The following is a 23,481-nucleotide window of genomic DNA, read 5'->3' on the forward strand; positions in this document are numbered from 1 at the left end:
TCCGGACAGTGCCTGCCTGGCAGTCGGTTCGCTGTCGTCGGTGGGGGGTGTACAGAGTGGTCATTGGTGTACTATCGAAAGCAACCCGGTGTTCGGAGCCGGGACTGTCAACACCCTGTCGGGGGGCTAATCCGGCTTTGTTATAGATCCGTTGTCAGAAACATCCCCGCTCGCCGACACCGGTAAGCATTGGATACCTCGGCGACGATTCGACAGCTTGGGCGTCGAATGCGAGCGTATGAGCCGGACTACCTCGTTTGAACTGGAAGGTATCCACACCTTTGATGTGGAGCAAGTGTAAGCGAGTGCTATAAACCTGGTCGCAACCGACAGCTGTCGAGGGTGGGCTATCGGGTTGCGATGTACCGTCCGTCATAGTAGTCGCTGGTTGAGAGCGTGTGGGCCTACGTGAGGCTGTGTTGGACCGCTCCGAGCAGTCCAAACCCGAGAAGCGAGAGCCCGAACACGGGCGTCATGATCGACGGGGCGGCAACCAGTGCTGCACCGAACAGCACGAGGCTAACCGCAGTGTGCGCCAAGTAGTAGGTCGGCCATGGTCGCTGCGTTTCGTCTTCGACTTCGAGAAACGGATACAGCTGTTCTGCGTTGTCGCCGAGCTCAATCGTGCCGCGGTTGCCGTCGAACTCGATGACGTCGGTGTCATCCATTTTCGGTAGATGGCACTGATAGAGCCCAACGTACACACGTTTGCGTTCCTGCGAGGAGAGTTGGGCCTCGGTTGTGTCGTTCTCTATCGCCGCGATATGCTCTGCGAGGTCGCTTAGCGAAACCGTCCCGGATTTGTCACTGAGGAACTTCAGTACTCGACGTCGACGCTCGTTTTTCAGCACTTCGAAGACGAGATCTAACGAGAGCGGCTCGATTTCTGTCTCGGTCGCGTCGGCTGGGGTATCTGGAGGGGTTTTCGTCTCACTGTACGGCTGATTTGATTCTGTGGGGGCTGTTTTCGAACTCATGTGTCACTGAGGTAGCGGGGGATGATCGGCTCGCGCGAACACCGATTCGACGGGCCGATTGGTCTAACCGTGCAGGGTCGACAGCCGGTAGATCGGCCACGCCACAGTGGGTGCGACAGCAGCAACGGATAGCATCTGTGACGGCCGATAGCATCGGTTCTGGGGTCGCTGTCACGATAGCTGTCACACTTTTCGTTGGCCGAGAGGACGCTGACCTAACGTGGAGAGGTGCAAGCCCGGTCGACCCTGACCAGTGGTTGCTACGGAGACACCAGTGCGGCGTGGAGTGGGGTGTCATCTTCATGACCGCTTGTGGGGACTGTGTAATCTACTCAGCTGCGGGGGTGTTGCATCGGTTCGTTTCTGTGCACTTCTGTATTGTGAAACCAATTGTATAAATCTCACGTATGGTTTACTGATATGACTGACAAGTAGGCAACAATTTCGGGCTGTCGATAGGCAAACCATACTATGGTACGTCAATCACTCGCAACCGTCTCGAATGTCACGTAGTCAGTAACGAACCTGCTCTCGTTCGCAATACGTCCGCTTTTATCCCCTGCCTGCTGGAGGGGCCTGTTCGGTGACCTCGACGGGGTTTGGGAGTCGATTAGGCCCGTCAATACGACGGTGTTATTCGGAGAGTACCGACTGGAGGCCGTCGGTAAGGGTCACCTGCGGCTCGTAGTCGAGTCGACGTTTCGATCGTGAGAGATCCGCCCGACTGCGGGCGATGTCGCCCGGTCGCCGCTCGGTGTTTCGAATCGGAACGTCGGGGTCGACCAAATCTCGGATCGTGACTGCCAGCTCGTTGATCGTCGTCTCGCGACCGGAGCCGATGTTGTACGCCTGACCGGTGTTGGACGTCACGCCAGCGGCCAGGTTCGCCCGAACGATGTCCGAGATATGGACGAAATCCCGCGTCTGGTCGCCGTCACCGTGGACTTCGAGCGGCTTGCCAGCCCGTGCACGCTTGACGAACGCATCGATCACCCCACTGTAGTCGCCGCGCTGGCCAGGGCCATACACGTTGAAATACCGGAGAGCGACCGTCGGAAACCCGTACTGCTGGCCGTATACACGGACGTAATGGTCCGCCGCGAGCTTGTCGACCGCGTACGGCGACAGTGGTGTTGTCGGCTCGCTCTCGGAGATCGGAACCGACGTGGGATCGCCGTACACCGCACAGCTGGAGGCGAAAACCACGCGCGTCCCGTGTCGACGGGCGATATCGAGCAGCCCAACGGTCGCCGAGACATTTGTCGTGTGGCTGTCGACCGGTTGAGAGAGCGACTGTTCGATGCTGACGATTGCGGCCTCGTGGTAGACGATATCCGCCTCGGCGACGAGCGGTTCGAGCAGCGATCGGTCGTGGATATCTCCCCGAACGAAGTCGACCGACGATGGGACGACCGCAGGATCTCCGGTCGAACAGTTGTCGAGAATCCGTACGTTGTTGTCGGCCGCGAGCGCGGCAGCGATATGGCTCCCAATAAATCCCGCCCCGCCGGTGATGAGGATCGATTTGTCGGTCGGCCCGTGTGTCGTCTCAACGGCGGTCGGCGCGTTCGCCACCTGCGTATCGCGATCCGGGTCGGTCATTGGTTCACCCAGACGCCTCGGTGGGTTTGTAATTGGTACACTGTCGGGAGCCACCCGCGAGTACGGAGTCCTTACGGCAGCCGAACGGCTTCGAGTCATCGTGGATACTGAATGACAGAGGCGAAACCGGAGTCAGTCAGGCGAGCGGATCGAAGTAACGGTCGACTACCGCGTGGCTCCGGCGGCGCTGGACGTCGACGATGTCGGCCATCGGCCGGTGGGTGGTGTGCCAGAGGCCAGGATGGACGAGTAGTTGCAAGCAGTTGGCGAGCCCATCGGGGAACGGTCGGTTTGCGGACCACTTCTGGCTCGAATCCGAAACGTAGTCGATCTCGCTGAAAAACGGTGGCCCATAGGTGTTCGTAAAGCCATCAAACGGCTGGTCGAGCACCCACTGCGGTGGAATATGAAACGAGGCCGTCGACAGCTTGCGGTCGAGCAGTCGGCTCGCCACGTCGAGTTCGTCGGTGACTTTCGCCTCGATACTTTCGACACTTGGCTCGTCGTCGACGGCCCAGTAACGGTGGGTATCGAAATGCAGTGCGAGGTCGTGGCCCAGTTTGTCGATCCGCTGGAGTGTGCGTACGTTCTGAGGCCAGGTGAGATCGTACACCGGCGCGCCCACCAGTAGACAGTAGGTCGACTGTACGCCCAGTTCGTGTTCGCGCTCGGCCATCGCGAGCGCGCGACCCACCGAGAGGTCGACGTCGTGGCGCAACAGGACCTCCTTCGAGTCCGGCGGATCGGCCTCGTCGAACAGCGAGAACTCGTAGCCAGCGGCCTGAAACGACCGAATCAGCGCCTCGTACTCGTCGAGACGATACTCTACCGACGAAAGCTCGGCCGGCGAGTCGAGACGCGAATCAGTCATCGGCCGCCTCGGACGTCGTCAGATGCTGCTTCTGTTCGGGGCCGTCGACGCGACTGTGATCGCCCACTGACTCGAAGACCATCCCCGCGACGGGCTGCCAGTTGTCGGCCTCCCAGTCGGTGACGAGCACCGAGCCGTCGGGCGTCGAGACGACGAACTCGTCGGTGTGAAACACCGAGATGATCTCGCCGGGCGCTGCTGCAAAGCCGAAATCGGTCGAAAACGGCCTCGCCGACCAGATGTCGACGCGACGGTCCTCGTGAAACGTGAACGCCCCCGGATAGGGGTGGGTAACGGCCCGAACGAGGTTGTAGATCTCGTCCATTGGCTCGCCCCAATGGATCTCGCCGTCGTCGGGCGTCCGCTTGGGGTAGTAGGTCGGCTCTCCCGTCTGGGATTCGAACGTGTGTTCCTCGCGGAGTATGGGGCCGATCACGTCCAAGAGCATCTCCTCGATCGAGAGGGTGATCTTGTAGTACAGCGACCGGATCGTATCGAACTCGGTGATGTCGAACTTCCGGGTCGCCGCGACCGCACCCGAGTCGACGTCCGCATCAAGCCGAATAATCGAGAGCAAAAATCGATCGAGCGATTCAATCAACGACCAGTTCAGCGGCGACCGCCCGCGGCCCTTCGGGAGGCCGAACGCGCTACCGTGGTTGCCGAGGACACCCTGGTCGAATGTGTCGAGGACCTCGCCGGGAATAATCCGATTCCAGCCGTTGACGATCATCAGGTCGGCCTCGAGCGATTCGAAGAAGTCGACGTCCGGGTCGTCCATGCTGTACGTCTCGGGGTAGTAGATCGGAATGTCGTACTCATCGGCGATCGCCGAGAAGTCGGTATACTTCGCGACGCCGGCGCGTCGACCCATCTCGGGAGTAATCGAAACGAGCTGTGTAATCGGAACCTCGTGTTCGAGCAGGGTTTCGAGAACCTCGTGGCCGGGCGTCGAGACGCTCGTGTACACGATCGCCGCATCATCAGGGATATCCATCCTACCCGGTGGCTCGGATACTAACCGCTTTGTTATAAACTCACCACGCGAAACCGACCGCTGTGGCCTCGAATACTCCCGCAAGCCGAATACTGTAACAGCTCATTACTGCCGGGTTAATTCGTGATTGTTCGGTATGCACGTTTTGCCAGCGTCATTTTCGGGCCAGCCGATTCGATCGTGTAGTAGGGTGCCAAGGACGCGCCGAACTTGCTTTTGTACTGACAAAGCCGATCGGTGTTCGCCCCCATGAGGTCGTACATGGTGACGGTTTCGACCGGTGGATCCTCGATAAGGTCTTCGATGATCCGCCAGTGGAGCGCGCTGTTGACGGTCGTTCCTTCGTACTCGACGCGCGCACCGCCCTGCCAGAAGTAGGCCGCATCATTCGAGTACAGCACCGTAATTCCACTGAGAAACTCTCCGTCGGGACCACGGGCGACGTAGGTACGGGCCCGCTCGCCGAGCGAGTCGACGAGGTCGCGAACGTACTCCCACGAGTAACTGACCGGCTCGTCCTGCTGGTCGTAGCGTGCGGTGGTCTGTTCGTGCACCGCGTTGGCCCCCGTTTGCCCCTCGACGTCGACGCTCACATCGAGTTCGCGGATGTCTCGAATCTCCCGCCGCAGACTCTTGCTACAGTTCGACAACAGCTCGTCGGCAGTGGTGTCGTCGACGTCGAGCGTGTAGGTGAACGCGGTCTCGACCTCGAACGACGACCAGCGGTAGGGCCGGGGGTCGGTGTAGCTCGTATTCCCGATCATGCGAAACAGCGTCCGGACCGAGTCGAGACCGAGTTCGTCGACGATCGCGCTGGCGAACCGGCGGTTAAGCCGTTCCTGCTTGCTCCGTTTCGGGCTCGCGGGCATCAAAATCGGGCCCAGTCGTGGCACGCCGAAGCCGGGCGGTGGCGAGGTCACCAGCATACCAACCGGTCGACGATCGACGAACAGCGGGAGCAACGCGACCGGATTGGTTCCCTTGTAGCCCACAAATAAATACAGATCACCACGGGTGTACTCGTCGAGGACCGACAGCGCCTCGGCGGTGTGAAACGGTTCGAAGCCGCGCGAGGGGAGTGCGTCGGCCCAGTCAGTCAACGGGAGTCGTTCGAGTCGCATACGAAGGTGGCCAATCCAACACAGAACCAGGGTTTTGTTACCGACCGACTATCGCCGGTCTGCGACGGTTATCGGCGGCCGTGGGTGCTCGAGTTGAGCGTAGTACTCGCCCGGCGGCCCGACCCAGCCACCCAGCTGCTGGGCCCGCTCGATAATCCGCCGGTAGAGCTCCGTGTAGTTCGGAAAGTCAAGCTCGCTGAAAAACCGAGGGTGCCAGAGAATCGTCATCACGGCCCCGTTGTCGGCGGCCTCTTCGAGGACCCGTTCGCATTCGGCCCACGCACCGGCGAGATCCTCTTCGACGTTCGGCAACGCAAGCTCCATGATCGTCAGCGGGAAGACGACGAACTCGTCGTCGAACGGCCGTTTGATCTGGTAGCCGTGCTCGAAGCCGTAACTATCCGAACTCCCGAGGCTGGTATCGTACTGCAACCCGATCGCCGCGTGGTGTCGCCACGTCTCGGGGATCGAGAGGTTCAGATAGTGTTGTCGACCACCCGTTATTGACTGGCCGAGAACGCGTTCAATCGCCCGTTTTTCGGCTGCCAACCGCCCGCGGTCGGTCGGCGACTCGTACGAGCCGTGGAGGCCGACCTCCCAACCGCCCGCATCGAGTTCGCAGATAAGGTCGACGATGCGTCGGTCTTCGAGCGAATAACGGCCTGCAAACAGCCGCCAGCCGTCTTTGGTGAACCATTCCCGCGGGGGCCGGTCACCGAACAACCGTTGTTCGGAGAGAAAATAAAACGCCGACCGAACGCCGAGTTCGTCCTCCAACTCCATGATCCGGTCGAACGTCCAGAACGTGTTCGTTCCGGGCAACAGCGACCGGAGGTGCTCGGGGTCGCGATCACGCAGCGCGTAAGCGGCCGCATGAAACGTCTTGTAGGGCCGGTCGACGTCGTGGGTCAGACAGAGCGCGAACGTGTGGTCAGTAGTCATTGGCTACTCCTCATGGTCGAAGCTGTAGACCGTACTTAACGACGTTCGTGGCGGCGTCTTTGGTTCGTTCGGCAACCAGTTCGGCGTACGAGCCAGCCCACCGGTTGGGATGAACGAGCAGACACGCCTGATCGATCTCGCCAGTCGACAGGAGGTCGATCAACTCCCACGTGGTGTCGACCTGCACCTGCTTGTCGCCCTCGCCCATCGTGTGGTCCTTGACCTTGAGTGGGCCGTCTTCCCACGTCCGGCCGGTGTCCGAAAAGTAGGTGACTGAGTCGAAATCCATCGACAGGTAGGCCTCGCCTAACAGGCCGTAATCGGCGTACGTGTGGTCGCCAGTCCACATCTCACGGTTGTCGTGCGGCGTAAGGGGGTTGCCGTGCATACAGATGGTCTCGACCGAACACAGCCGCCGGAACCGCCGGAGGTTGCGTTCGAACGAGTCTTGGGCCGCCTCCACGTCGCCGTCCGCGGTATCGAGGTCCTCGTAGTGGTAGCCTACTTCGTGGCCCAGCGCCGCGGTACGTCCGATCAGCTCCGGGCGGAACGTTTTGGGGATGATCCGGAAGTAGTAGGTCGTCGAAATATCCCGAATGGCCTCGGTTCGGGCCATCTGCAGCGCGTTCATCGGTTTCCGGTCGACGTCGTGGCGGACGATCAGAAACCGCTCGGGCAGCGAGTCGGCGCCGAGGTACTCCTGCACCGTGATAAACTCGTAGCCGGCGTTCAGTCCGGCATCGAGCAAGGAAGCATAGGCCTCGTCACTGAAATCGGCAGCCATCAGTTTCGACCTCCGTCAGTGGCCGCGGTGTTCGTCTGCTCGCCAGTCGGTTCGGAGCCACGCCTCTGGGCTGCGATGTCGAACGCGCCGCGGCCGCCGATGGTGTACAGTTCGTGTCCGACCACATCGGGATCGAGCACGGCGCGCGTGTCGACGACGACTGGATCGTCGAACGTCGCCCACTCGATATCGGAAAACGCCTCGTGGGCCGTCACGAGAACGATTCCGTCGTAGTCGGTGTCGGCGCACGCGGCCAGATCGACCGGTGTGGCGTCGAACTCGTCGAACGAATCGAGCATCGGGTCGACGATGTCGACGCGCGCACCGTTGGCCGACAACGTCTCGGTGACACCGATCGCGGGACTGGCCCGAGTTTCGGCGACTCCGGCTCGATAGGTACCACCGAGAACCAACACCGAGGCCCCCTCAAGCGACTGATCGCGCGCCGATAGCAGTGAGGTGAGCTTCCCGACGACGAACGCTGGCATCTCGTCGTTGACCTGTCGGGCGGTTCTGAGCAACGGGCTTTCGGCGTCGAACTCGCCGAACAGGAAGTACGGATAGTAAGGAATGCAGTGGCCACCAACGCCGGGGCCTGGTCGAAGAATTTCGCACTCGTCTTGGGTGTTGGCAACCGCGATCGCCTCTCGAACGTCGACCGAGAGCTCGTCGGTGTACGTCGCCAACTCGTTAGCCAGCGCGATGTTGACGTCGCGGTGGACGCCCTCGAACACTTTGACCGCCTCGGCGGTCGTCGCATCCGACGCCCGAATCACGTCGTTGTCGGTGATCTGATCGTAGACGAGTGCGGCCGCTCGCGTGCTTTCGTCGTCAAGGCCACCGACGACTTTCGGCCACGACCCCCGAATGTCGCGGATCGCTCGGCTGCTTTCGGTTCGCTCGGGGCAGAAGGCGAGGCCGAACTCGCCGATCGACAGCCCACTTTCGGCCGCCAACAGCGGCGCGATAGTGTCCTCGCAGGTCCGTGGTGGAACCGTCGACTCGATGACGACCAGATCTCCGGGCTGGAGCCCCGAGGCGATCGCCGTGGCCACCGACTCGACGATCGAGAGATCGGCAGTTCCCTCGTCGGTAATAAGTGTCGGGACGATGACGACGTGGAGCCGCGCGTGTTTCGCGGCCGCCGCAGGGTCGTCGACCGCTCGAAGCGAGCCCGCTTCGACAGTGCGGTCGACCAACTCGGCCAGTCCGGGCTCGCCGTCGACGTGGCACTCGCCGTTGTTCACTGATTCGACAACCGTCGGGTCGACGTCGGCACCGGTGACCGATCCGGTGAGGTCGGCATACACGCCGGCCAACGGGAGTCCCATCTTTCCGAGACCGTAGACGGCGACGGGGATCTCTCCCGACAGGAGGGCTTCGCGCTGGTGGGGTTCGTCTGCGTCGGCTCCATACAGGTAGTCGACGCCTACTGGCTCGCTCATCGGATCTCATTGCCTCCCTGCAGTGGGTCGGGAAGCGGTTGATGGACCGCGGGCGCACCGACTGCCAGCGTGTGGGGCGGGACGTCTTCGGTGACGACCGCGCCAGCGGCGACGAACGATCCCTCGCCGACCGCAACGCCGGGCAACAGCGTCGCGTTCGCACCCACCGAGACGCCATCTTCGAGAATCGGCCCAACGAGGTCGACGTCGGTCCGAATCGGATACGGATCGTTGGTCAACACGGCGTGGGGGCCCAAAAACACGTCGTCGCCGATGGTGGTCTCGGTCGGGACGTAGACGCCGGTCTGCATGCTGACGCCTGAGCCGACGGTCGTCGAGCCGTCGATCACCGTGTTCGTCCCGACGACCACGTCGTCACCGATCGTCGTTCCTTCGCGGACGAGCACGTTGTGACCGGTCGTAAACCGGTCGCCGATGGTGACATCGGGATAGATGATCGCACCCGAGCGGATGGTCGACTCGCGGCCGATCACGGGCGACGCACCGTCGGCGGCCTCACCGAGGCTAACGCCCGGCTGGATCTCGCAGTTCTCGCCGAGCTGCGGCTCGGTGCTCATCGGAAAACGCCTCCACGGTCGGACGGATCGTCGCGTTCGCGACGATCACTCGGTCGTATAGAACCAGTTGGTGGTGTAGAATCGTATGTGTTCATTGATATTTGTATTAGCTGCCACTGACTCCACGAGCGGCTACCCGTGGACCTACCCGGCTATTTCGGTGGTAGTTTCTTTGTTATGTGATCCTTTCTCCTGGACTGGGCCCGTAAACGGCACAGATGGGTGCCGACCGGATAGTCGCGCCCGAGCGAATGGTGAGCTCGTTGCTGTCGGCTTGAAACCCATCAACAGGATCGTCGACCGGGTGTTCGACCGCTAAAACCCGAGTACTTGGGGAGTAACACACCGTTAGTCATGGACGTTGGTAGGTTATCGGCTGCGAGACGGTTCATGGGTCTCGCGTGCTGACCACATGCGGCCGGTTCGGTCCTGTACGCTGTTTTTGACCCCACCGTTTACCGGAGAGAGCGGTCCGGTCGGCAGTCGATCGGCATCCCAGGTGCGACCGCGAGCCCTTCGAAGGTCCGGACGATGTCCGAATCACACCGAGGTTTCGGTACTGCAAGCCGAGCATAACAAAGAGACACCCATACCACAGATGCGTACATGTCTCCTGGCGAAGCGACTGGGTTGCGCGTACTCGTCGTTGGTCTCGATGGTGTCTGTCTTCGCGTTCTCGAACCGCTCATCGATGACGGCAGGGTCCCACATCTCGAATCGATCCGCGATCAGGGGACTGCCGCAGCGCTGACATCGCAGCTACCCCCGTGGACGCCGAGCGCGTGGCCCTCGCTCTACACTGGCAAAAACCCCGGCAAACACGGGGTGTACGACTTCCTCCAGTTCGATGGCTACGACTGGGACATCGTCGACCGGTCGACGGTCAAGACACACGCGATCTGGGAGCTGTTGTCGATGTGCGGCTACGAGAGCGTCGTGGTCAACGTTCCGGTGACCCACCCGCCGCGACCGTTTTCGGGGACTCTCGTCCCCGGCTACATGGCTCCCGAAGTACCCACCTGCCACCCCGAAGGAACCTGGGACGAACTGAACGATGAGCTGGGCTCGTACCGGTTGTACGCCGAGGCGAGCAACAGCGAGACATCCAGAAAGCAGCGCGTCAACAGCTACCAGCGACTGACACGGATGCGAGGCGAGGCCTTTCGGTACCTGGTCGACGACCGAGATCCCGACTTCGGTTTCGTGCAGTTCCAACAGACCGATACGGTCTACCACGAGTATCCGACCGACAACGAGGCGATTCGGACAGTCTATGAGACGGTCGACGACGAGGTCGGCCGGATTCTGGAGGCCTGTGAGCCGGATCTCACACTCGTCGTGAGCGATCACGGGCTCGGACCGATGGACCGGGAGTTTCGGGTCAACGCGTTCCTCCGGGACCGAGAGTTCGCCTCGACGACGACTGGTGACGGCGGCATGCCGTCGTGGTCGGCTCTCGCCAGCCGCCAGCTCCGAACGAACACGACCGAGCGCTCGAACACGACCGACCGATCGAACTCCTCGACATCGTCGACGTCTACACAGTCGACGATCGCGCGACTGCTCGAACTCGGAGCCAGTGTCGGCCTCACGAGCCAGCGGATCGCCGCCGCTCTCGGCCGATTGGGTCTCGCCGACCCGATCGCCGCCCGCGTTCCGAGCGAGCTCATTCGGGCAGGCACTGAACAGGTCGACTTCGAATCCTCGACCGCGTACATGCGCTCTCGCACCGAGATGGGCGTTCGCCTCAACGTCGAGGGGCGAGAGCCAGCGGGCGTCGTCAGCCCAGAGGCCTACGAGTCGGTTCGCGCCGATCTCATTGAGGCGCTCTCGGCAGTCCGCACTCCGGGCGGCCAGCCCTGTTTCGAACAGGTGTTGCCACGTGAAGCGGTGTTCGACGGTCCGTACGTCGAGGACGCGCCGGATATCGTCACGGTGCCGACCAGCTTCAGCCAGTATCTGTCAGCGTCAGTTCGCAACGAGTGGTTCGGCGACCCCTCGGAGCTGTGGGAACACAAACGGACGGGAATCCTCATGGCCGCAGGTGAGGCGGTCGATCCGGACATCGACGCCAGTGGCCATATTTTCGACATCGCCCCGACGATTCTCTCGGTGTTCGGCCTCGAAGTCGACCAAGCAATGGACGGCGATCCGTTACCGATCGTCCAGCCGACCGGCTGCACAGAATATCCGCAATTCGAGCCCGAATCAGCGCCAACAACGACTGTCGACACGGAGGCAGTCGAACAGCGACTTGCAGACCTCGGCTACTTGGAGTAAAATGGCACTCGATATTACCACCGTACACGATCCGGACGACTGGAACGATCTCGTCGAAAAGAGCACACAGACAACGCCGTTTCACCGGGCCGAATGCCTCGATGTGATGGCAGCTGACGCCGGGGCGACCCTGCACCCCTACGTCGGATACAAAGGCAACGAGCCGGTCGGGCTGTTTCCGATCTTCGAGATTTCGAAGGGGCCGATCAGCACCGCGTTTTCGCCGCCGCCGCGGCTCAAAATCAACTATCTCGGCCCAGCACTGCTGAATCACACCAAACAAAAGCGGCGTCGACAGGAGAAAACCAACAGCCGATTCATCGGCGGCTGTCTCGACGAACTGGCCGAAACGGTCGATCCGAAATACAGGCACATTCGGACGAGTCTCAACTACACCGACACCCGACCGTTCGTCTGGGGCGGTTTCGAGCCGACAACGCGCTATACGTACGTCGTCGACCTCTCCCCCTCACGCGAGGACCTGTTGATGGCGTTCAGTAGCGACGGGCGAAGCAACATTTCGGGGACCGACGAGGACCGCTACGAAATCGAGCTCGGTGGCGAAGCCGAGATACGACAGACGATCCGAGAGCTACAGGCTCGCCACGCCGACCAGGACGTCCACTTCGCTATCACCCCCGAGTTCGTCATTGAGCTTTCCCGTCGACTTCCAGACGACGTGTTTCGGCTCTACGGCTGTCGGGTCGACGGCGAGTTCGTCGGCGGCCATATCACGCTCGAAGACGACCAGACGGTGTACGGCTGGCAGAGCTGGGGTGAGAGGAACACCGACGTTCCGGTCAACGACCTGTTGGACTGGGAGATCATGTCTAGGGCCAAAGAACGCGGGCTGGATCGGTACGATCTGGTCGGCGCGAACAACGAACGGATCTCGAAGTACAAAGCGAAGTTCAGCCCGCAGCTACAGACCTACCAGTTGCTGACATCCGGGACGCCAGTGATGAACCTGGCTTCGAAGATTTATAAACACGTCCGGTAGGTCGACTGCTCGATTCGCGCCGGTAGCGTCTCGTTACTGCTCGTCTGTGGTGTTTTGCGCAATTCGGGCGTGAGTGTTTGTTAGGACTCGTCAGTCTCTGTTCGTTCCTCGTCGAGGGAGATCCGAGTGTTTTTCCGCCAGTTGAACAGCCCGTCGACAGCCATCGCCAACAGGAGCACGAACACACCACCGAGTGCGCTCGTTGTCGACTGACTCGCCACATCCGAGTCGTCGCTGGAACGTAGTGCCGCCACTAGGCTGCCAACCGTGCCGACCGCACCACTGACATAGAGCACCAGAATCGCGAGGCCACCGGCGGTTCGACGTCCCGACCAGAGCCGCCAGAGGAAGGTCCGCAACAACATCAGCGAGACGCGAGGAATGTAGGTGAGATAGCTGATGTCGCTGTGCTCGTCGCCGTAGTTCAGCGGCGAGGGTACGTCGGCAACCCGGTGGCCGGTGACGTTCAGCCGAACGAGCAGATCGTTACAGTAGCCGTAAAACTCGTACATGCCCTCGATATCGGCGTCGTGGAGTGCATCCAACGAGATCGCCGTATACCCCATCTGTGGATCGCCGACCTGCCAGTAGCCGCTGGCGATTTTCGTCAGGAGGGTCAGTATTCGGTTGCCGATCAGCCGGAACCGTGGCATCTCGACGTGGTCGACGTCGTTGATCAGTCGGTTGCCCTTTGCGTAGTCGGCCTCGCCGGTGACGACCGGCTCGATGATGCGTTCGAGAATCGTCGGATCCATCTGGCCGTCACCACCCATCACAGCCGTGACGTCGATTTCGTCGTCACGGGCCTGCAGATAACCGGTTTTGATCGCTCCACCGACACCCCGGTTCTCCTCGTGTTGAATCGGAACGACCCGTCTATCGAAGTTCGCCCCGCCGTCTGTCGCGGTCGTCGAACTGTTGATCGACGCTGCGGTTTCGGTGATCTCCGTCCACGTGCCGTCGGTCGACTGGTCGTCGATCACATAGACACGGTCGACAAAGGATGGGAGCGTTTCGATAACGTCTCCGACGAATCCCGATTCGTTGTACGCCGGAACGACAACAGCAACTGTATATTCATTATACATTGATAAATCAAGCGGACGGTCAAGCCCCGGCCACTACGGCCACAACGGAGGTTACGAGGCTTTGTTATGCTCTGCCTGCGAGCCAACAGCCACCTCTTCGAATCGATAGTGACCACCTTCGAACCGAAGCAGGATGCGTCGGTTCGATAGCCGCCCGCTTCGAACCGAGTGTCAATCGCAGAAACGCCGACTGAGAACGTCTATCGCGGTCTGTACTCGGTTTGCGTTCCTCGACACGGACATCTCATATGCGAGGATACTCTCACCGATGAGCGTATGCAATACCACACCGATTTATAACCAATCGACCTCGGTGGAGGTACTGACAGATGGGAAACGTATCGCGCGGATGGAAACCCTGGTAGTACGTCGTTAGTATCGTTTTGTTATGACTAACAAAACGGTAGTAGGCGGATGACTCTCGGGTGAACCGACAACGCAGTCGACGAGCCGGGACGGTCACCAGCTATTTCGAACTGAACAGCCGAAACACAGCGTCGATCGGTCGACGTCGGGATAGCGCCGCTGGCGTGTCGACCGGGGCGAGAGGGGCCAGACGGGATGAGTAACCCACGTCATGGGCGGCTGCTGAGCGGCGTCCTGATTTTCTTGCTGATTGGGTCGCTTTTCGTCCCGCTGGCGTACGCCGATAGCTCCGACGAGAAGTCCGAACCCGAGCGGTCGTATCAGGTCGTCCAGGGAGAGCAGGTGATCCCGGTTGAGACCATCTCCGGAGACGAGCCGGTCGAGTCCTTTTATCAGTACCGTCACCCGCACGTGGGCGACCGCGACGATCCGCTCTGGGGTCGGTCGTTCAGTTCGGAAGGGACCACTGAGTACCAGGAGGACGACGCGAGCGTGCTCATGCTGTACGAGGGCCCCGATGGAGTGAGCCTCGTTGCGGTCCACGACAAGTACCACGAAGACCAGGACGATGGCACCGACGGCGGCTCGGTCAGTTGGGAACTGTCGAACCTGCCCGAGGACGGTGAGTGGGCCGTCATCGACGACGAGTACGAATGGCTCAGCAACGAGAGCCAGGACGACTTCATCTATCTCGATCCCGACCACCGCGAGGGTGCGACCGGAACCACCGGTGTGCCACCGAACGGCGGCGATGGGCTGTTGAGTTGGGTCTGGCTGACTGGCCGCACCGACGGAATGGCCTACAGCGGGCTCGATTCCGACGCTGCAATCGAGATCGATCCGGCGTTCAACGAGGAGTCGTATCACCGGTACGGCGACACGCGACGCCCAGACCAGGATCCGGATCAACCCAACGAAGGTGAGCGATACAACGGTAGTATCGATGACTGGCAGGTGATCGATCCCACTGAGGAGGACGGCGAGGAGTTCGACCGGGTGTCGCTCGACAGCCTCAACGAACCGATCGAAGTCCAGAGCACCTCGGAGCTCCCAACGCCACGCTCGGTGAGCCTCGAAAACGATCGTATCGAGCCCGGCGAGTCGGCAGACCTCTCAGCAACGATCGAAAACACCGGCAGTGCCGACTGGACCTACGAGGCCGACCTTCGTGTCGGCGATACGGTTCTGCAAACTGAGACCGTGACGATTCCAGCGGGCCAAGAGCGTACCGTCGAGTTCAGCCAGGAGATCGGCGAATCCGGCGAGTACGACATCGGTGTCGGCGACGAACAGACGACGCTCACTGTCGGAGATCCAGAGAGCACCACAACCAACAGCACCGAAAGCGAGGACGCCGACTCCAACTCCGGCGACTCCGAGCCTGACGACTCCGAAGACTCTGGGGGGATCGCAGATCAGGTGCCCGGGTTCGGTCCCATTGTCGCGGTGGTCGCGCTTACAGTGGTTTCGGTTACGATGGCCGTGAGTCGACGGCTGACCCGCTAACGGCTCTCGAGTCACGACTCGGGTTCTACTACAGGTGAAAAATTCGTCGCTACAGCCCGTTTGTTACAGTTTGTGTACTTGATTCGAGCCACCGAGTCGGTGAACGTCGGTGCCGATGTCGTCGAGATCCGACCCACAGCAGTCGATAACGACCGCCTTGTCGAAACTGGCCCAGTCGATATCTTCGAACACCAACCGAAACGAGAGCACGACGACGGCGTCCGGATCGAGTCGACTGGCCGTCCGCACCGAGACCGAATGCGGGGTGAGGCTCCGTGGCAAATCGGTGACCGGATCACAGAGGAGAGGTCTGGTCTCGGCGCGAGTGAGTTCGCGGAGCAACATCGAGACTGGCTTGCGTTCGCCCGTCGGGTGGCTGTCATCCGAGGGAACACCCAACACGAGCACGGTGGTGTCCGACTCGCTGTCGGTTGGCTGATGGTCGATCGCTTCGAGAACCGTCTCGGCGATCAGTTTTGGAAACCGCCGAGCTTCGGTGTACACACCATCGAGAATCGGTGTCTCGTCGACTATCGAATCCCGGAGGAAGCCCGAACCGATGGGCTCGCTGGCGTCGACGCCCGGTCCGGGAATCGACAGCTCGCCGCGCATCGAGATGAGTTCGGCGACCGTCGGCACAGCTATTTCCGGAGCCGACACCGCCAGCTCATTTGTGAGCGATTGCATCATCTCGCTGGCAGTCCGCTCAACTGTGTCAACACACTCTGCGGTCGCAACGTTCGGTGTCGACGAGATCGTCCCCGAAGTCATCGCCGCGAACAGCTCGGTTGCGGCCGTCCGGCTCCGTCGATCAGTGCCACCGATCACCAGATCACCAGTCCGGATCGACCGAAGCGAGCGGTCGATAGGCAGTGCACAGACCGCCAGCCCGAACTCCGACGGCGAAAGGTCGCTTTCGTCGACCACCGTCGGCTCGATGATTCCCTCTGTGGTTCCCGGCGGCAGCGGTGTCGTCACGACGAGCACGTCACCCACCGAGAGCTCGGTTGCGATGTCCCGAACCGTCGCTCTGAGTCGCGAGAGATCCGGGGCGTCGTCCTCGCGGAGCCCGGTCGGAACCGCGACGAGATGGATGGCCGCCTCAGCTGCGGCCTCCGGCAGCTCACCTGTCGCTCGCAGCGTGCCTGAATCGGTCGCCTCGGTGACGTATTCGGACAGCAACGGATCCGAGACGGGCGAGCGGCCGTGTTGAATTGCCGTCACGTGCGTGCCGTTTGTGTCAGCGGCGGTCACCGACCCAACAACGCGAGCACAGAGCACCGACAGCGCCGTCCCGGTTTTGTCGAGCCCGTACACGGCAACCGAGAGCCGCTCGCGGGTGAGTGATCCGTCCGCACCGACCGCCGCTGTCGTTCTGTCGACGTCGCGTACTGATTCGATCATTTTTCGTCGGCGACCGCTTGTATTCGTTGGACGAGTTCGAGCGCTTGAATCCCGTCTGCGGCCGAGACGATCGGCTCGGCGTCGCTCCGAACGCTGTCGACGAACGAGGCGAGCTCCTTTTTAAGCGGTTCGCCGTTTTCGACCGTCGGTCGTTCGATGACGTTCTCGTGTCGGTAGCGAACGTCGCCGTTGGTCTCGATATACTCGGGGAGCGAATGGCGGTTGATCTCGACCGATTGGGCCATGTAGTCGACGGTGACCCGACATTCTTCGGCGGTCACCGAGAGCGTCCGAACCTTCTGTTGGGTCACTCGGCTGGCAGTTAGCGTTGCCACGATGCCGGATTCGAACGCCACCGTTGCGGCCACGTACTGGTCGCCGGCCGTTTCGGCCGCATACACGTCGGCGATCGGCTCGTCGACCAACGACAACAGGATGTCAGCATCGTGAATCATCAGATCCAACGCGACGCCGTCGTCGATGCCGCGGCCGGTTGGCGGGCCGAGTCGATCGCTGTCGAGCGCGATCACGTCGAGATCGGTCGCGATCTCCGAGAGCGTCTGGACGGCCGGATTGAAGCGCTCGACGTGACCGACCTGGAGAGTAACGCCAGCTTCTTCGGCAGCGGTCAGTAGCTCGCGACCCGCTGCAGGATCCTCGGTGATCGGTTTCTCGATCAGCAGGTCGACGCCAGCGTCGATCGCGGCCGTCCCCATCTCGTAGTGGTAGGCCGTGGGCACGACGATCGACACCGCGTCCGCGACCGACAGCAACGAGTCGACCGACATCGGTACCGTTCCGTACTTGCTGGCGGCTTCGGCGGCCTGCTCGCTGTCGACGTCGGAGATGCCGACGAGATCGGCGGTCGGGAGCTCCTGATAGACGCGCGCGTGGTGGTGACCCATACTTCCGACGCCGATAACACCGACAGCGAGGCGGTCAGTCATCCGACTCACCCCCTTCGATGACCGTTGGTGGCTCGGCCGCCACCGGATCGTCGAACCGACCGTAGGCGCGCAAGACCGTCGACAGCCGGTCGACGTCCGCCGTCGAGAGTCCCGGATGGACGGGCAGCGAGACCACGGTTTCGGCCGCCCGCTCGGCGACCGGCGCGTCGACATCGAGGTGTTCGTACGGCGGCTGCTCGTGGATCGGCGTCGGGTAGTAGACCGCCGTGTCGACGCCGGCTGCATCCAGATACGAGCGCAACGGCTCGCGCTCGGCGGTCCGAACGGTGTACTGGTGATAGACGTGCGTGAACCCCTCGGGTTCGGTGGGTGGGGTGACGCCGTCGACTGCATCGAGCGCGTCGGTCAGTCGCTCGGCGTTGGTACGACGGGCAGTCGTGTATTTCGGGAGTTTTTCGAGTTGGGCGAGCCCGATCGCCGCGCCGATCGAGGTCAGCCGGAAGTTGTGTCCGACTGTCGCGTGTTCGTAGCTGTCGGTTCGGCCGTGGTTGACCCATCGGGCCGCCCGCTCGGCGACCGTCTCGCTGTCAGTGACGACCATCCCACCTTCTCCAGTCGTCATATTCTTCGTCGGGTAAAACGAGAAACAGGCTGCATCGCCGAGCGAGCCCGCTCGCTGACCGTCGATAGCTGCACCATGTGCCTGGGCGGCATCTTCGATCAACAGACAGTCATACTGGTCGGCGAGCTCGCGGAGCTCACCCATCGGGGCCGCAAGTCCATACAGATGGACTGCCAAAATTGCGTCGACCGAGCGATCTTCGAGAACGGTCTCGACCGATCGAGGATCGAGATTGTACGTTTCAGGGTCGATGTCGGCGAAGGTGACCGACGCTCCCGCCAGCTGGATCGCATTGGCGCTGGCGATAAACGAAAACGGCGACGTGAGGACGGTATCGCCCTCGCCGAGCCCGAGCGCACGTATCGCCGTTTCGAGCGCGGTTGTCCCGTTCGAGGTAGCGACGCCGTGAGCACTGCCACAGAAGTCGGCGAATGCCGATTCGAACGACCGAACGGTTGGTCCGTCGGCAAGGCGGCCACTGTCGAGAACCGCCTCGACCCGACGCTGTTCGTCCGGGCCGATGTCGGGGTCGGCAATCGAGAGCTGTCTCATCGTGCCCTCCGAGAACCCGGTCGAGCTATCGGCGGTACAGCGAGTAAGTCGCTCACAGTATGTATAAGATACATTGTATTTTGGGAACGCCGTGCCGTAACGCGCTGGTCACGACTGTGTGTCAGGACAAAAACGGTTTCGGGTCTTTGTTATGGTTCCATTGGATGCAGTATTAGGCGGCTTACTGTCGACCGATAACCCGACCAATCGGTGTTACCGAGCGTTCGTGACCGATGGTGGCTCGTTCGAAATCGGTTCGATTGTCGGCTGACTCGTGTCGGACGTGGCGTCGATCTCGGGTTCGCCATCAGTCGGGGTGGGGTCATCTCCGCCGGGTGATCCGTCGGCGGTCGCACTCACAGTGAAATGGACGTGCCGGTACGCCGAGTCCGCACTCGGGTCCTCGGGCGGCTCGTCTTCGTACAGATAGTAGTTGAGTCGGTACTCACCCGTTGTATCCATCGTGACTGTCTGTGGCTGTTCGAGCCGCTCGCCGTTTTCGAGCGACGCATCGAACCGGTCGATCTCGGTTGATTCGATCGCGGTCACCGAATCGTCATCTTCGATCACCTGTTCGACGGTTACCACAACAGTGTAATCGCGCTGTTGGCCTTCACGGTTGTCGATGCCCACGAGTAGCTCGGTCTCTTCGCCGGTCGTGACCTCGTCGGGGTAGTTGCCGAGGGTCGGCTCACCGTCTTCGGAGTCACTCATCACCCGCAGATCGGTGAACTGCTCGCCGTCTTGGGGAACTGCAAGCACGTACCCGACCGAGAAAACGGCCATCAAGACCGTTACGGCGAGCGCGATCGTCGCGACCCGTTCGAGTCGTGGCATCGGCCCCGAAACAGGCGCAGCAACGAATGCGATCGCAGACGCAAGCGGAAGCTGGAACCGATCGCGTTCGGGAATCCGAAGGCGTCGAACCGACGCGATCAGTGCGCCGATTAAAACGGCGGCGACCAGCGTCGGGAGCGTCGTTCCATCGAACACCGCAACCGGAAGCAGTTCGAGAAGGAAGCCGAAAAACGGAATCAGTGCGACGCTGAGGCCGAACGAGAGGGCGAGCCGTTCGCCCAGCGTGACTCGCTGGAGGTTACGGGCCGTTGCGAGTGGTCGCCTGTCGCTCTCCTGTTCACTAACCGGCTTTCCGGCACGGGGAAACAGGATTCCGACGAGTACGTAGCCGGGGAGAAACAACAGTAGCGGAACCGATACCAGAAACCGAACCGGGGAGTCCGGACTCAGGTAGTAGACCACTGCAGCCACGATCGTGATCAGGCAGACGCCGACCATGTCGACCGGGACCGTTCGATTCGAAACGACGCCTCGGAGGCCCGAATCGTTCGATTCGCTGAGAGTCATTCGTATCGATCGGTTGTATTGTCTCGTTGAGCGTTCAGTATCGTAGCACTGTGTGTGTGGTACATGTCGTTGTAAGAGAAACCGCAGGATACGGCTTTGTTATTGCTCGCATAGCGAGTGAGCTGAGTAGTATGGAATGACTACTACGCGAGTACCGTGTCACTGTATCCGCTTTTCTGGCGCTTGAGTCACTGGAGACGAACACTGCCCGCGAAACCCCCTGACACTGGATCGTTTCGCGTTCGATCGGCTAACTCGTCTAATAAGTGCCTCATTACTCTCCCTAACAGACCCGTAACAAAGTATAAGACAGGTGTGTGTCCATTCGGATTTCACGTAAGCCCAACGGATATCGGGTAACCACAGACAACCCAACACCTCAAATATCGAATGTCCGACTCTGACTACCCATCGCTGTCACAAGACAAGGTCTTTGACCTGCTGAGCAACTCCAGACGTCGGTTCGTCTTGCACCATCTCAAGCAGGCAGGAGGACCTGTTCGACTGAGTGAACTCGCCGCAGAGATCGCCGCGATCGAAAACGAGGTCTCGGTCGAGGATCTCACGAGCCAACAACGAAAACGAACCTACGTCTCACTGTATCAGACGCACATCCCGAAGCTACAGGACGCGAACGCGGTGACCTACGATGCCGAAACGGGGATGGTCGAGCTCGCCTCGGGAGCCGGAGAGATCGGCGAGTACTTCCAGCAGCAGGGAGCCGAACGACCGTGGCAGTACTACTATCTGGCTCTCGCAGCGGTTGGGTTGGTACTCTACGGTATCGTCGGCCTCATTGGCGTCTCGCCGGGCATCCTGTTTTTGATTGGGGCGGCCGTGCTCGCTGGGTTCGGTGTAATTGCAGTAACTCACTACCTCACGATCCGACGCGAACGGACTGAACTCCCGTCGAACCTGATCGAAGAGTAAAAACACTATCGAGATCGAAGCGAGTTAGTACCAAAATACAACGCTACGGCTGTTTGCCGCCACCTTCTCTGAGGTCTCGAAGGGTCAAACAACTAAGACAGCCATAGAGCGAGCCATCGTTCGCACCGAATACACGGACGAACTGCTTTGTGACGTAATGTCCACAGTTCTGACACTGTCGTTTCGGCGAGCGGTGTTCTGGGGTCGTCTCCTGGGGGTGGAGCATGTCCATGACGGCCTCAAGACATCTATCGGCTTTGTTATACTCGTCGTAGCAACGTTTCATACAGTTCACGAGCAACGGACACTCGTAACCATGGCCATCTTTTGTTCTCATCCAGTAATAAACTACAACCGGATGTTTCAGCTTGTATTACCGAGTTGGTAAGATGATTCAAACGATGGACGATATGAGTAATACCCGGAAACGACGCGTAAACAGTCTGTAACAGAGGGGTAGCATCGCCAGCCTCATATGCACCGAAGGGGTCAGTAGAATAGAGGCTGCGGCGCACTGTGGGAGTGAAACTGACCTACGCACTCGCTCACCGGGATCGTCGCTCCCGTGTGAGTGCTGATGAATCCGGTTGTGATCTGCGCACCGGTGTTGGATGACGGCTGTTTGATAAGTGTTGAACCGACACTCCAGCCTTCGTACCGACACGGGATATCCGCGGTGAAAACTAATGACAGAGGTAACAAAAATGGCAGAAGATTGGGATGAAATCGGATTCGTAATCAGCTCTCAGTACCGTATTGCGGTGTTAAAACGATTGGCAGACGGTCCAGCGACACCCTCTCGGATCGCCGAAGACTCCGGGATCGGTATCACACACGTTTCACGAGCCCTCGGTCGACTCCGCGAGCGAGCACTTGTCGAACTGCTCGTTCCTGAGGAACGCAAGAAGGGTCGTGTCTACGGCGTCACAGAGCGCGGAGAAGAGCTCTGGGAACAGATCCAGGCGAAAAACCTCATTGATTAGGGTTTCACGCTTTCGGAGCCGAAACGAGCCGCTCGGTCGGTCTCGAAAGCGTCGTCAGTGAGAACGATCACTGACAGGAGGGCACACACGAGTTCGTGGTGTAGTTATCGGACGATCAAACGGGACCGTTACTCGTCGTCAGAGTCTGGCAAGAGCATTTCAGGACGCCGCGCATACGCGGGCGTCTCGACGAACTGTGAAATGCGGTCAAGCTCTTCGTCTGTCAGCCAGTCAGACATGCAACCATCCGTTCAGTACACTATTATAAAAATGTAGAGTTTTAGGTTAGAATACCGATATGAGCACCGAAACCACTCATCGACGCATGTCGACTAGCACTACTTCTGGGGTTAATCCGGCAAGCTGATTGCCACGGCTGAAGAAAGAGAGCAATGAAAGAACTTGCACACGACCACGGAGATGCCGCAGGGTTTCTCAGAAGGTATCAAGCGTGTTTCGCCACGAGAGCCGACGGCTCTTCGTGGCCGAATTGGGAGACGACATGGCAACGTGGAGCGCAGTATTTTCGCGGTCTTATCCGCCCAGGGAGCAACAAATCAGTCGCAGGAATCGCAAGCATGGTAGACCTCAAACAAGAGAAACTCGAACGGTTCGTCCGGGAGAGCGCTTGGGAGTACGAAAACGTCGAGGAGCAACTCCGACAAACAGTGCCCGAGGCGGCTCAGGGAGCCGCCTCTGCGCTTATTCTTGACGGGATGGGAATTCCCAAACAAGGACACGACAGTGTCGGTGTTGGCCATCAATGGTGCGGCGCAACCGGGAAAATGGATAACTGCCAAGTGACCGTTAACCTCACTCTCGCCTCACCGGGACAGCACCGCAACGCAGACCAAGTCAGTTGGCCACTTGGAATGCGACTATTCACGCCGAAAAAGTGGATTGGAGACGATTCATCTGTCTACGACAGCAGCCAACAACAGCAACAGTACGCTCAACGACGGGAAGACGCTGGAATTCCTGAGGATCTCGAGTACCAATCAAAACACGAAATCGGCGGTGATCTGGTCGAAGGGGCCGCTGACAGCGGCCTCGACTTCGGCTGTGTTCTCGGTGACAGCAATTTCGGCAAATCACCCAAACTCCGCCACAGACTACGGAGTCAGGCTATTCCCTACGCGCTGGAACTTGTTCCGTCGAAG

21 protein-coding genes are annotated in these 23,481 nt (G+C 60.4%); 6 read left to right on the forward strand and 15 right to left on the reverse strand.

Translation table 11 applies throughout. The annotated features are described in order from the left end of the window. Positions 1–404 precede the first annotated feature (404 nt). From O2S87_RS03035 to O2S87_RS03075, 9 genes are all read right to left on the reverse strand, one after another. The gene (locus O2S87_RS03035; protein WP_475407326.1) at positions 405–977 is read right to left on the reverse strand and encodes a DUF7344 domain-containing protein; all 573 of its coding nucleotides are present in this window, start codon (positions 975–977) and stop codon (positions 405–407) included. 633 nt (positions 978–1,610) lie between these two features. Further along, the gene (locus O2S87_RS03040) at positions 1,611–2,579 is read right to left on the reverse strand and encodes an NAD-dependent epimerase/dehydratase family protein (RefSeq protein ID WP_475407327.1); all 969 of its coding nucleotides are present in this window, start codon (positions 2,577–2,579) and stop codon (positions 1,611–1,613) included. A 136-nt stretch (positions 2,580–2,715) separates the two neighbouring features. Then, entirely contained in the window at positions 2,716–3,450 is a 735-nt protein-coding gene (locus O2S87_RS03045) for a polysaccharide deacetylase family protein (RefSeq protein WP_475407328.1), read from the reverse strand. Beyond that, positions 3,443–4,447, reverse strand: a complete 1,005-nt coding sequence (locus tag O2S87_RS03050; protein WP_475407329.1) for a methionyl-tRNA formyltransferase — start codon at positions 4,445–4,447, stop codon at positions 3,443–3,445. Before O2S87_RS03050 ends, O2S87_RS03045 begins: the two co-directional genes overlap by 8 nt. Before the next feature lie 116 nt (positions 4,448–4,563). Next, positions 4,564–5,568 carry a GNAT family N-acetyltransferase gene (locus tag O2S87_RS03055; protein ID WP_475407330.1) on the reverse strand — a complete coding sequence of 335 codons (1,005 nt, stop codon included), beginning with the start codon at positions 5,566–5,568 and terminating at the stop codon, positions 4,564–4,566. A 48-nt stretch (positions 5,569–5,616) separates the two neighbouring features. After that, the gene (locus tag O2S87_RS03060) at positions 5,617–6,510 is read right to left on the reverse strand and encodes a polysaccharide deacetylase family protein (protein ID WP_475407331.1); all 894 of its coding nucleotides are present in this window, start codon (positions 6,508–6,510) and stop codon (positions 5,617–5,619) included. A gap of 10 nt (positions 6,511–6,520) precedes the next feature. Further along, complete coding sequence (locus tag O2S87_RS03065; RefSeq protein ID WP_475407332.1) at positions 6,521–7,294, reverse strand: hypothetical protein; 774 nt, start codon at positions 7,292–7,294, stop codon at positions 6,521–6,523. Then, positions 7,294–8,739: a nucleotide sugar dehydrogenase gene (locus O2S87_RS03070; RefSeq protein ID WP_475407333.1), complete on the reverse strand. Its 1,446-nt coding sequence runs from the start codon at positions 8,737–8,739 to the stop codon at positions 7,294–7,296. The genes O2S87_RS03065 and O2S87_RS03070 overlap by 1 nt, the downstream gene beginning before the upstream one ends. Then, the gene (locus O2S87_RS03075; protein ID WP_475407334.1) at positions 8,736–9,317 is read right to left on the reverse strand and encodes an acyltransferase; all 582 of its coding nucleotides are present in this window, start codon (positions 9,315–9,317) and stop codon (positions 8,736–8,738) included. The genes O2S87_RS03070 and O2S87_RS03075 overlap by 4 nt, the downstream gene beginning before the upstream one ends. A gap of 606 nt (positions 9,318–9,923) precedes the next feature. Between O2S87_RS03075 and O2S87_RS03080 the strand changes: the two genes are divergently transcribed. Continuing rightward, positions 9,924–11,597 carry an alkaline phosphatase family protein gene (locus tag O2S87_RS03080; protein ID WP_475407335.1) on the forward strand — a complete coding sequence of 558 codons (1,674 nt, stop codon included), beginning with the start codon at positions 9,924–9,926 and terminating at the stop codon, positions 11,595–11,597. A 1-nt stretch (position 11,598) separates the two neighbouring features. Further along, the gene (locus O2S87_RS03085; protein ID WP_475407336.1) at positions 11,599–12,597 is read left to right on the forward strand and encodes a GNAT family N-acetyltransferase; all 999 of its coding nucleotides are present in this window, start codon (positions 11,599–11,601) and stop codon (positions 12,595–12,597) included. 80 nt (positions 12,598–12,677) lie between these two features. On the opposite strand, the gene O2S87_RS03090 is transcribed toward O2S87_RS03085, so the two are convergent. After that, positions 12,678–13,685, reverse strand: a complete 1,008-nt coding sequence (locus O2S87_RS03090; protein WP_475407337.1) for a glycosyltransferase family 2 protein — start codon at positions 13,683–13,685, stop codon at positions 12,678–12,680. Between the two features lie 561 nt (positions 13,686–14,246). Here O2S87_RS03090 and O2S87_RS03095 point away from each other — a divergent pair. Further along, complete coding sequence (locus O2S87_RS03095; RefSeq protein WP_475407338.1) at positions 14,247–15,557, forward strand: hypothetical protein; 1,311 nt, start codon at positions 14,247–14,249, stop codon at positions 15,555–15,557. 63 nt (positions 15,558–15,620) lie between these two features. Here O2S87_RS03095 and O2S87_RS03100 read toward each other — a convergent pair whose 3' ends face one another. From O2S87_RS03100 to O2S87_RS03115, 4 genes are all read right to left on the reverse strand, one after another. Further along, positions 15,621–16,961 carry a nucleotide sugar dehydrogenase gene (locus O2S87_RS03100; protein ID WP_475407339.1) on the reverse strand — a complete coding sequence of 447 codons (1,341 nt, stop codon included), beginning with the start codon at positions 16,959–16,961 and terminating at the stop codon, positions 15,621–15,623. Next, entirely contained in the window at positions 16,958–17,908 is a 951-nt protein-coding gene (locus O2S87_RS03105; protein WP_475407340.1) for a Gfo/Idh/MocA family oxidoreductase, read from the reverse strand. The genes O2S87_RS03100 and O2S87_RS03105 overlap by 4 nt, the downstream gene beginning before the upstream one ends. After that, positions 17,901–19,043, reverse strand: coding sequence for a DegT/DnrJ/EryC1/StrS family aminotransferase (locus O2S87_RS03110; protein ID WP_475407341.1), 1,143 nt, complete (start codon positions 19,041–19,043; stop codon positions 17,901–17,903). The genes O2S87_RS03105 and O2S87_RS03110 overlap by 8 nt, the downstream gene beginning before the upstream one ends. 213 nt (positions 19,044–19,256) lie before the next feature. Then, positions 19,257–20,408, reverse strand: a complete 1,152-nt coding sequence (locus O2S87_RS03115) for a DUF1616 domain-containing protein (protein WP_475407342.1) — start codon at positions 20,406–20,408, stop codon at positions 19,257–19,259. A 390-nt stretch (positions 20,409–20,798) separates the two neighbouring features. Here O2S87_RS03115 and O2S87_RS03120 point away from each other — a divergent pair, with 390 nt between their 5' ends. Further along, positions 20,799–21,338, forward strand: coding sequence for a DUF7344 domain-containing protein (locus O2S87_RS03120; protein ID WP_475407343.1), 540 nt, complete (start codon positions 20,799–20,801; stop codon positions 21,336–21,338). Positions 21,339–21,381: 43 nt separating this feature from the next. On the opposite strand, the gene O2S87_RS03125 is transcribed toward O2S87_RS03120, so the two are convergent. Continuing rightward, complete coding sequence (locus O2S87_RS03125; protein WP_475407344.1) at positions 21,382–21,624, reverse strand: DUF7563 family protein; 243 nt, start codon at positions 21,622–21,624, stop codon at positions 21,382–21,384. A 400-nt stretch (positions 21,625–22,024) separates the two neighbouring features. Between O2S87_RS03125 and O2S87_RS03130 the strand changes: the two genes are divergently transcribed. Beyond that, positions 22,025–22,321 (forward strand): ArsR family transcriptional regulator, encoded by a 297-nt coding sequence (locus tag O2S87_RS03130; protein WP_475407345.1) that lies wholly within the window; start codon positions 22,025–22,027, stop codon positions 22,319–22,321. 392 nt (positions 22,322–22,713) lie between these two features. Next, positions 22,714–23,481, forward strand: a 768-nt coding sequence (locus O2S87_RS03135; RefSeq protein ID WP_475407346.1) for an IS701 family transposase, incomplete at its 3' end; no start/stop codon positions are given.

The organism is Halohasta sp. A2, from assembly GCF_056175805.1.

Coding starts and splice junctions, on each gene's coding strand:
- O2S87_RS03130 (WP_475407345.1), top strand. CDS start 22,025: ATGACAGAGGTAACAAAAATGGCAGAAGATTGGGATGAAATCGGATTC.
- O2S87_RS03075 (WP_475407334.1), bottom strand. CDS start 9,317: ATGAGCACCGAGCCGCAGCTCGGCGAGAACTGCGAGATCCAGCCGGGC.
- O2S87_RS03105 (WP_475407340.1), bottom strand. CDS start 17,908: ATGACTGACCGCCTCGCTGTCGGTGTTATCGGCGTCGGAAGTATGGGT.
- O2S87_RS03115 (WP_475407342.1), bottom strand. CDS start 20,408: ATGACTCTCAGCGAATCGAACGATTCGGGCCTCCGAGGCGTCGTTTCG.
- O2S87_RS03080 (WP_475407335.1), top strand. CDS start 9,924: ATGTCTCCTGGCGAAGCGACTGGGTTGCGCGTACTCGTCGTTGGTCTC.
- O2S87_RS03055 (WP_475407330.1), bottom strand. CDS start 5,568: ATGCGACTCGAACGACTCCCGTTGACTGACTGGGCCGACGCACTCCCC.
- O2S87_RS03050 (WP_475407329.1), bottom strand. CDS start 4,447: ATGGATATCCCTGATGATGCGGCGATCGTGTACACGAGCGTCTCGACG.
- O2S87_RS03060 (WP_475407331.1), bottom strand. CDS start 6,510: ATGACTACTGACCACACGTTCGCGCTCTGTCTGACCCACGACGTCGAC.
- O2S87_RS03040 (WP_475407327.1), bottom strand. CDS start 2,579: ATGACCGACCCGGATCGCGATACGCAGGTGGCGAACGCGCCGACCGCC.
- O2S87_RS03125 (WP_475407344.1), bottom strand. CDS start 21,624: ATGAAACGTTGCTACGACGAGTATAACAAAGCCGATAGATGTCTTGAG.
- O2S87_RS03065 (WP_475407332.1), bottom strand. CDS start 7,294: ATGGCTGCCGATTTCAGTGACGAGGCCTATGCTTCCTTGCTCGATGCC.
- O2S87_RS03110 (WP_475407341.1), bottom strand. CDS start 19,043: ATGAGACAGCTCTCGATTGCCGACCCCGACATCGGCCCGGACGAACAG.
- O2S87_RS03035 (WP_475407326.1), bottom strand. CDS start 977: ATGAGTTCGAAAACAGCCCCCACAGAATCAAATCAGCCGTACAGTGAG.
- O2S87_RS03045 (WP_475407328.1), bottom strand. CDS start 3,450: ATGACTGATTCGCGTCTCGACTCGCCGGCCGAGCTTTCGTCGGTAGAG.
- O2S87_RS03120 (WP_475407343.1), top strand. CDS start 20,799: ATGTCCGACTCTGACTACCCATCGCTGTCACAAGACAAGGTCTTTGAC.
- O2S87_RS03085 (WP_475407336.1), top strand. CDS start 11,599: ATGGCACTCGATATTACCACCGTACACGATCCGGACGACTGGAACGAT.
- O2S87_RS03070 (WP_475407333.1), bottom strand. CDS start 8,739: ATGAGCGAGCCAGTAGGCGTCGACTACCTGTATGGAGCCGACGCAGAC.
- O2S87_RS03100 (WP_475407339.1), bottom strand. CDS start 16,961: ATGATCGAATCAGTACGCGACGTCGACAGAACGACAGCGGCGGTCGGT.
- O2S87_RS03095 (WP_475407338.1), top strand. CDS start 14,247: ATGAGTAACCCACGTCATGGGCGGCTGCTGAGCGGCGTCCTGATTTTC.
- O2S87_RS03090 (WP_475407337.1), bottom strand. CDS start 13,685: ATGTATAATGAATATACAGTTGCTGTTGTCGTTCCGGCGTACAACGAA.